At 53.4% G+C, this 6,445-nt stretch carries 8 protein-coding genes; all 8 read left to right on the plus strand.

From position 1 onward, the window contains the following. The first annotated feature begins 236 nt into the window (after positions 1–236). The 8 genes from fkpA (at position 237) to fusA (ending at position 6,362) form a co-directional block, all read left to right on the plus strand. A complete protein-coding gene (gene fkpA, locus EIEH_RS02885) occupies positions 237–1,055 on the plus strand; it encodes an FKBP-type peptidyl-prolyl cis-trans isomerase (RefSeq protein ID WP_015872773.1) in 819 nt (272 codons plus the stop codon). 205 nt (positions 1,056–1,260) lie between these two features. Further along, entirely contained in the window at positions 1,261–1,977 is a 717-nt protein-coding gene (locus tag EIEH_RS02890; protein ID WP_015872772.1) for a helix-turn-helix transcriptional regulator, read from the plus strand. 3 nt (positions 1,978–1,980) lie between these two features. After that, on the plus strand, positions 1,981–2,370 hold the full coding sequence (gene tusD, locus EIEH_RS02895) for a sulfurtransferase complex subunit TusD (protein ID WP_015872771.1): 390 nt from the start codon (positions 1,981–1,983) through the stop codon (positions 2,368–2,370). Between the two features lie 8 nt (positions 2,371–2,378). Continuing rightward, on the plus strand, positions 2,379–2,738 hold the full coding sequence (gene tusC / locus EIEH_RS02900) for a sulfurtransferase complex subunit TusC (RefSeq protein WP_015872770.1): 360 nt from the start codon (positions 2,379–2,381) through the stop codon (positions 2,736–2,738). 17 nt (positions 2,739–2,755) lie between these two features. Continuing rightward, on the plus strand, positions 2,756–3,046 hold the full coding sequence (gene tusB, locus EIEH_RS02905; protein WP_015872769.1) for a sulfurtransferase complex subunit TusB: 291 nt from the start codon (positions 2,756–2,758) through the stop codon (positions 3,044–3,046). Between the two features lie 170 nt (positions 3,047–3,216). Next, on the plus strand, positions 3,217–3,591 hold the full coding sequence (rpsL, locus tag EIEH_RS02910; protein WP_012850034.1) for a 30S ribosomal protein S12: 375 nt from the start codon (positions 3,217–3,219) through the stop codon (positions 3,589–3,591). Between the two features lie 96 nt (positions 3,592–3,687). Then, positions 3,688–4,158, plus strand: coding sequence for a 30S ribosomal protein S7 (gene rpsG / locus EIEH_RS02915; RefSeq protein WP_012850033.1), 471 nt, complete (start codon positions 3,688–3,690; stop codon positions 4,156–4,158). A gap of 95 nt (positions 4,159–4,253) precedes the next feature. Next, positions 4,254–6,362 carry an elongation factor G gene (fusA, locus tag EIEH_RS02920; RefSeq protein WP_015872768.1) on the plus strand — a complete coding sequence of 703 codons (2,109 nt, stop codon included), beginning with the start codon at positions 4,254–4,256 and terminating at the stop codon, positions 6,360–6,362. Positions 6,363–6,445 lie beyond the last annotated feature (83 nt).

The following is a 6,445-nucleotide window of genomic DNA, read 5'->3' on the forward strand; positions in this document are numbered from 1 at the left end:
TTTCTTGAATACGCCTGGATGGGGCGATGAGTGGACTATGGTAGCGCGAATTGTATGGATCTGCGTAGTCGTCTACCCTATCACAGTGTCACTAGAAACTTTTTTACGTAATACAGGTCTGAATTTACACTGTATGCTGGCTTATTGATTGTTTTCTGGTAAGAGCGCCAGCTATAGTAGCCCTGTACTGTTGCTCATCGTGATTTAAGGCAAGTGCCTTAATTTTGGAGAAATGGATGAAATCTTTTTTTAAAGTTACCGCGCTGGCCACGACCATGGCTCTGGCGCTGAACGCATCGGCGTTTGCAGCGGACGCAACCAAGGCGGCTACAGCCGCACCGACTGCCGCCAATAGCCAGTTCAAGAATGACGATCAGCAGGCTGCTTACGCACTGGGCGCCTCTCTGGGTCGTTATATGGACAACTCACTAAAAGAGCAAGAGAAGTTGGGTATCAAGCTGGATAAAGATCAGCTGATCGCCGGGGTACAGGATGCATTTGCCGGTAAGAGCAAACTGAGCGATCAGCAGGTCGAACAGACGCTGCAGTCTTTCGAGAGCCGAGTGAAGAATGCTGCTCAGGCGAAGATGGAGCAGGAAGCCAAAGAAAACGCTGAGGCAGGGCAGAGGTTCCGTGCAGAGTTTGCCAAAGAGAAAGGGGTGAAGACCACCGCCAGCGGCCTGATGTATCTGGTTCAGAAAGAGGGGACCGGGCCTGCACCGACGGACAGCGATACCGTGGTGGTGAACTATAAGGGTTCGCTGATTAACGGTACCGAGTTCGATAACTCCTACAGCCGCGGTGAACCGCTCTCCTTCCGCTTGGACGGGGTGATCCCGGGTTGGACCGAAGGTCTGAAGCTCATCAAGAAAGGTGGTAAAATCAAGCTGGTTATCCCGCCGGATCTGGCCTACGGTAAAACCGGTGTTCCGGGGATCCCGGCTAACTCTACGCTGGTCTTCGAGGTTGAGCTGCTGGACGTGAAGCCGGCGGTGAAGGCGGATGCTGCGCCGGGTGCGAAAGACAAAGCCGCTGCCGCGACATCTGCTAAATAAATTGTGCATTGATTAGACCCCCTGATGGCGCCGCTCTCAGGGGGTTTTTGTTGCCTGTCTGCATCGCCTGCGGGTAAAAAGGCATTTACCTTGGCACCATCAAGGATTTAAATAGAGCGTCTTTGCTAAAATTTTTTAAAAATTACGCTATTTTTTCCGTGCCCGTCAGGGATGGATGAGTCTTATTCGACGATGGGAGTGGTTAATGTCAAATACGCTTGTTACGGCTGATATCAGTGAGCTGGATCTGTTGGATGAACGTCCTTTCAACCTACTAGATCAGACGATCCTTAAATCCTACGAGGCCGTGGTGGATGGACTGGCGATGCTGATCGGCCCGCACTGTGAGATAGTCCTGCACTCGCTGGAGGATCTGAAGTGCTCAGCGGTACGTATTGCCAATGGTGAGCACACCGGGCGTAAAATTGGCTCCCCGATAACCGATCTGGCCCTGCGCATGCTGCACGATATGGCCGGAGAAGACAGCAGTGTCTCGCGCGCCTATTTTACCCGAGCCAAAAGTGGCGATTTGATGAAGTCGGTAACCATCGCTATCCGCAATCAAGAGCAGCGGGTAATCGGCCTGCTGTGTATTAACATGAATCTGGATGTGCCGTTCTCTCAGATCATGGAGACATTTATCCCCAAAGCGACCCAGGAGGTCTCTTCGGCGGTGAACTTTGCCTCATCTGTTGATGAACTGGTGGCCCAGACGCTGGAGTACACCATCGAAGAGGTAAATGCTGACCGAACGGTATCCAATAATGCCAAGAATCGTCAGATTGTGTTTACTCTACATGAGAAGGGGATCTTTGACATCAAGGATGCGATCAACCAGGTGGCTGATCGCCTGAATATATCCAAGCATACGGTTTATCTCTACATTCGCCAGTTTAAGAACGGCGATGTGCAGGGTAACTGAGCCATGCTGAGCTACTCTCTGGTCGTGAATGGACCTCCCTACGGTACGCAGGCGGCTAGCAGCGCCTATCAGTTCGCCCTCGCACTGCTGGCGGCAGGACATACGCTTCACAGCGTTTTCTTTTACCGTGAAGGGGTGCTCAACGCCAATCAGCTGACGCAGCCGGCGGCGGATGAGTTTGATCTGGTGCGGGCCTGGCAGAAACTATCACAGCAGCATGGCGTGACACTGAATGTCTGCGTCGCCGCCGCGCTGCGCCGCGGCGTTGTATCGGCAGAGGCGGCCGAACGGCAAGGGGTGACATCGGGCAATCTGCAGCCCGGTTTTACGCTGAGTGGTCTGGGTGCGTTGGCGGAAGCGATGCTGGTGTGCGATCGCACGATGCAGTTTTAGGGGGAGAGATGAGACGGCTTGCCTTTGTTTTTACCCAATCCCCCCATACGACGAGCGCTGGGCGAGAAGGGCTGGATGCACTGCTTGCGGCCTCTGCATTCTGCGAGGATATTGCCGTATTTTTTATCGGCGATGCGGTTTTCCAACTGCTGCCTGACCAGCAGCCGTCGGCTATTCTGGCGCGCGATTATATTGCTACGTTTGGCGTGATGGCACTGTATGATATTGAGCAGATCTATCTGTGCGCTGCGTCGCTGGCCGAACGCGGGCTGAGTAGCAACGTCCGCTGGGTTATTCCTGCCGATGTGCTGGCGGCCGATGCGTTGCGCGCGCGTCTGGATGCGTGCGACGTCATTTTGACCTTTTAATACCGGGGGGTTCTGCGATGTTACATACCTTGACCCGATCAGCGCAGGGGGGCATCGATTTCACTGCGCTGGCGGCGTTGGTGCTCCCCGGTGATGCGCTGGTTCTGTTGCAGGATGGTGTACTGTGCGCGCTGATGGGCAGCGCCGGGCTGGCGGCACTGAACGCTATGCCGGTGACTCTGCATGTCTTGCGGGAGGATGTGCTGGCGCGGGGGCTGACAGCGTATGTCGCACCGGCGTGTCAGCTGATTGGCTATGGCGAATTTGTCGCGTTGAGCGAGGCGCATTCGCATCAGATGGCCTGGTGACGGTACAGCCAGTGTTGACAGTATTGCGCCGAATATCTTGTATATTTCTTGACACCCTCCCGACTCAGCCATAAAATTCTGCGTCCCCATATTTTGCCCTTGGTCTATCCAGTGTGCAGTATGGGGCGATTTATTACGTGTTTACGAAAAGCAAAAACCAGGAGCTTTTAATGGCAACTATCAACCAGCTGGTTCGCAAGCCACGCGCTAAGAAAGTTGAGAAAAGCAACGTTCCAGCGCTGGAAGCCTGCCCGCAGAAACGTGGCGTATGTACCCGTGTATATACCACCACTCCGAAAAAACCGAACTCCGCACTGCGTAAAGTATGTCGTGTTCGTCTGACCAACGGTTTTGAAGTGACTTCCTACATCGGTGGTGAAGGTCACAACCTGCAGGAGCACTCCGTGATCCTGATCCGTGGTGGTCGTGTTAAAGACCTGCCGGGTGTGCGTTATCACACCGTGCGCGGTGCTCTGGACTGCTCCGGTGTTAAAGACCGTAAGCAATCCCGCTCTAAGTACGGCGTTAAGCGTCCTAAGGCTTAATGGTTCTCCGTTAAGTAAGGCCAAACGTTTTAACTTTAATGTCAAAATAAACTCGTAGAGTTTTGGACAATCCTGAATTCACAACGGAGTATTTCCATGCCACGTCGTCGCGTAATTGGTCAGCGTAAAATCCTGCCGGATCCGAAGTTCGGATCAGAACTGCTGGCTAAATTTGTCAATATCCTGATGGTAGATGGTAAAAAATCTACTGCAGAATCAATCGTATACAGCGCGCTGGAGACCCTGGCTCAGCGCTCTGGCAAAACTGAACTGGAAGCTTTCGAGACCGCTCTCGAAAACGTGCGCCCGACCGTCGAAGTTAAATCCCGTCGCGTTGGTGGCTCTACCTACCAGGTTCCGGTTGAAGTTCGTCCGGTCCGTCGTAATGCCCTGGCAATGCGTTGGATCGTAGAAGCTGCTCGTAAACGCGGTGATAAATCCATGGCTCTGCGTCTGGCGAACGAACTTTCTGACGCTGCAGAAAACAAAGGCACTGCAGTTAAGAAACGTGAAGACGTTCACCGTATGGCAGAAGCCAACAAGGCGTTCGCTCACTACCGTTGGTAATATCATCGGTATGTTAGTCACCAAGCGGGCGCTTAAGCTTAAGTCGCCCGCTTTGGGTAACTTAACTTGAACGCCCTAGGATATAGAGGAATCAAATGGCTCGTACAACACCCATTTCGCGTTACCGTAACATCGGTATCAGCGCTCACATCGACGCCGGTAAGACCACTACTACCGAACGTATCCTGTTCTACACCGGTGTAAACCATAAGATCGGTGAAGTTCATGATGGTGCTGCCACCATGGACTGGATGGAGCAGGAGCAGGAGCGTGGTATCACCATTACCTCCGCTGCGACCACCGCTTTCTGGTCTGGCATGGCCAAACAGTTTGAGCCGCACCGTATCAACATCATCGATACCCCGGGGCACGTTGACTTCACCATCGAAGTAGAACGTTCCATGCGTGTACTGGATGGTGCGGTCATGGTTTACTGCGCCGTTGGTGGTGTTCAGCCGCAGTCTGAAACCGTATGGCGTCAGGCCAACAAGTATCATGTTCCGCGCATCGCGTTCGTTAACAAAATGGACCGCATGGGTGCGAACTTCCTGAAAGTTGTTAACCAGATCAAAACCCGCCTGGGCGCTAACCCGGTTCCGTTGCAGTTGGCAATCGGTGCTGAAGAAGCATTCACCGGTATCGTTGACCTGGTTAAAATGAAAGCCATCAACTGGAACGAAGCCGATCAGGGCGTGACCTTCACCTATGAAGACATCCCGGCTGACATGGTTGAACTGGCTAACGAATGGCACCAGTTCCTGGTTGAGTCCGCAGCCGAAGCGTCTGAAGAGCTGATGGACAAGTACCTGGGCGGTGAAACGCTGTCTGAAGAAGAGATCAAAAATGCTCTGCGTCAGCGCGTACTGAACAACGAAATCATCCTGGTTACCTGTGGCTCCGCGTTCAAGAACAAGGGCGTACAGGCAATGCTGGATGCAGTCATTGAGTACCTGCCGTCACCGACCGATGTTCCGGCGATCAAAGGTATCCTGGACGACGGTAAAGATACCCCGGCTGAGCGTCACTCTGACGACAACGAGCCGTTCGCGGCGCTGGCGTTCAAAATCGCCACCGACCCGTTCGTGGGTAACCTGACCTTCTTCCGCGTATACTCCGGTGTGGTTAACTCTGGTGATACCGTACTGAACTCCGTGAAGTCTGCACGTGAGCGTTTCGGCCGTATCGTTCAGATGCACGCCAACAAGCGTGAAGAGATCAAAGAAGTTCGCGCGGGTGACATCGCCGCGGCAATCGGTCTGAAGGACGTCACCACCGGTGATACCCTGTGTGACCAGAACGCGCCGATCATCCTGGAGCGTATGGAATTCCCTGAGCCGGTAATCTCCATCGCCGTTGAGCCGAAAACCAAGGCTGACCAGGAGAAAATGGGCCTGGCACTGGGCCGTCTGGCTAAGGAAGACCCGTCTTTCCGCGTACGTACTGACGAAGAATCCAACCAGACCATCATCTCCGGCATGGGTGAATTGCACCTGGAAATCATCGTTGACCGTATGAAGCGCGAGTTCAACGTTGAAGCCAACGTCGGTAAACCGCAGGTTGCTTACCGTGAAACCATCCGTGACACCGTCAAGGATGTTGAAGGTAAACACGCCAAACAGTCCGGTGGTCGCGGTCAGTACGGTCATGTCGTTATCGACATGTTCCCGTTGGAGCCGGGTGGCGAAGGCTACACCTTCACCAACGACATCAAGGGCGGTGTGATTCCGGGTGAATACATCCCGGCAGTTGACAAGGGTATCCAAGAGCAGCTGAAGTCCGGTCCGATGGCCGGTTATCCGGTAGTAGACCTGGGCGTACGTCTGCACTTTGGTTCTTACCATGACGTTGACTCCTCTGAACTGGCGTTTAAACTGGCTGCCTCTCTCGCGTTTAAAGAAGCCTTCAAACGCGCTAAGCCGGTTCTGCTTGAGCCGATCATGAAGGTTGAAGTAGAAACTCCGGAAGATTACATGGGTGACGTTATCGGTGACTTGAACCGTCGTCGCGGCATGATCGAAGGTATGGAAGATACTGCGACTGGCAAGACTGTTCGTGCGCAGGTTCCGTTGTCTGAAATGTTTGGTTATGCTACTGACCTGCGTTCCCAGACCCAGGGCCGTGCTTCATACTCCATGGAGTTCCTGAAGTATGCTGAAGCACCGACTAACGTCGCTCAGGCCGTTATTGAAGCACGTGGCAAATAAGCCTCTGCTTTAACATATTGATCCCGCGCCCTCTCCTTCGGTGAGGGCGCAAGATAAGGAATATAACCGTGTCTAAAGAAAAA

Origin of the sequence: Edwardsiella ictaluri ATCC 33202 (genome assembly GCF_000264785.1) — a bacterium.
Taxonomy (GTDB): domain Bacteria; phylum Pseudomonadota; class Gammaproteobacteria; order Enterobacterales; family Enterobacteriaceae; genus Edwardsiella; species Edwardsiella ictaluri.

Coding starts and splice junctions, on each gene's coding strand:
- tusB (WP_015872769.1), top strand. CDS start 2,756: ATGTTACATACCTTGACCCGATCAGCGCAGGGGGGCATCGATTTCACT.
- EIEH_RS02890 (WP_015872772.1), top strand. CDS start 1,261: ATGTCAAATACGCTTGTTACGGCTGATATCAGTGAGCTGGATCTGTTG.
- fkpA (WP_015872773.1), top strand. CDS start 237: ATGAAATCTTTTTTTAAAGTTACCGCGCTGGCCACGACCATGGCTCTG.
- tusD (WP_015872771.1), top strand. CDS start 1,981: ATGCTGAGCTACTCTCTGGTCGTGAATGGACCTCCCTACGGTACGCAG.
- fusA (WP_015872768.1), top strand. CDS start 4,254: ATGGCTCGTACAACACCCATTTCGCGTTACCGTAACATCGGTATCAGC.
- rpsL (WP_012850034.1), top strand. CDS start 3,217: ATGGCAACTATCAACCAGCTGGTTCGCAAGCCACGCGCTAAGAAAGTT.
- tusC (WP_015872770.1), top strand. CDS start 2,379: ATGAGACGGCTTGCCTTTGTTTTTACCCAATCCCCCCATACGACGAGC.
- rpsG (WP_012850033.1), top strand. CDS start 3,688: ATGCCACGTCGTCGCGTAATTGGTCAGCGTAAAATCCTGCCGGATCCG.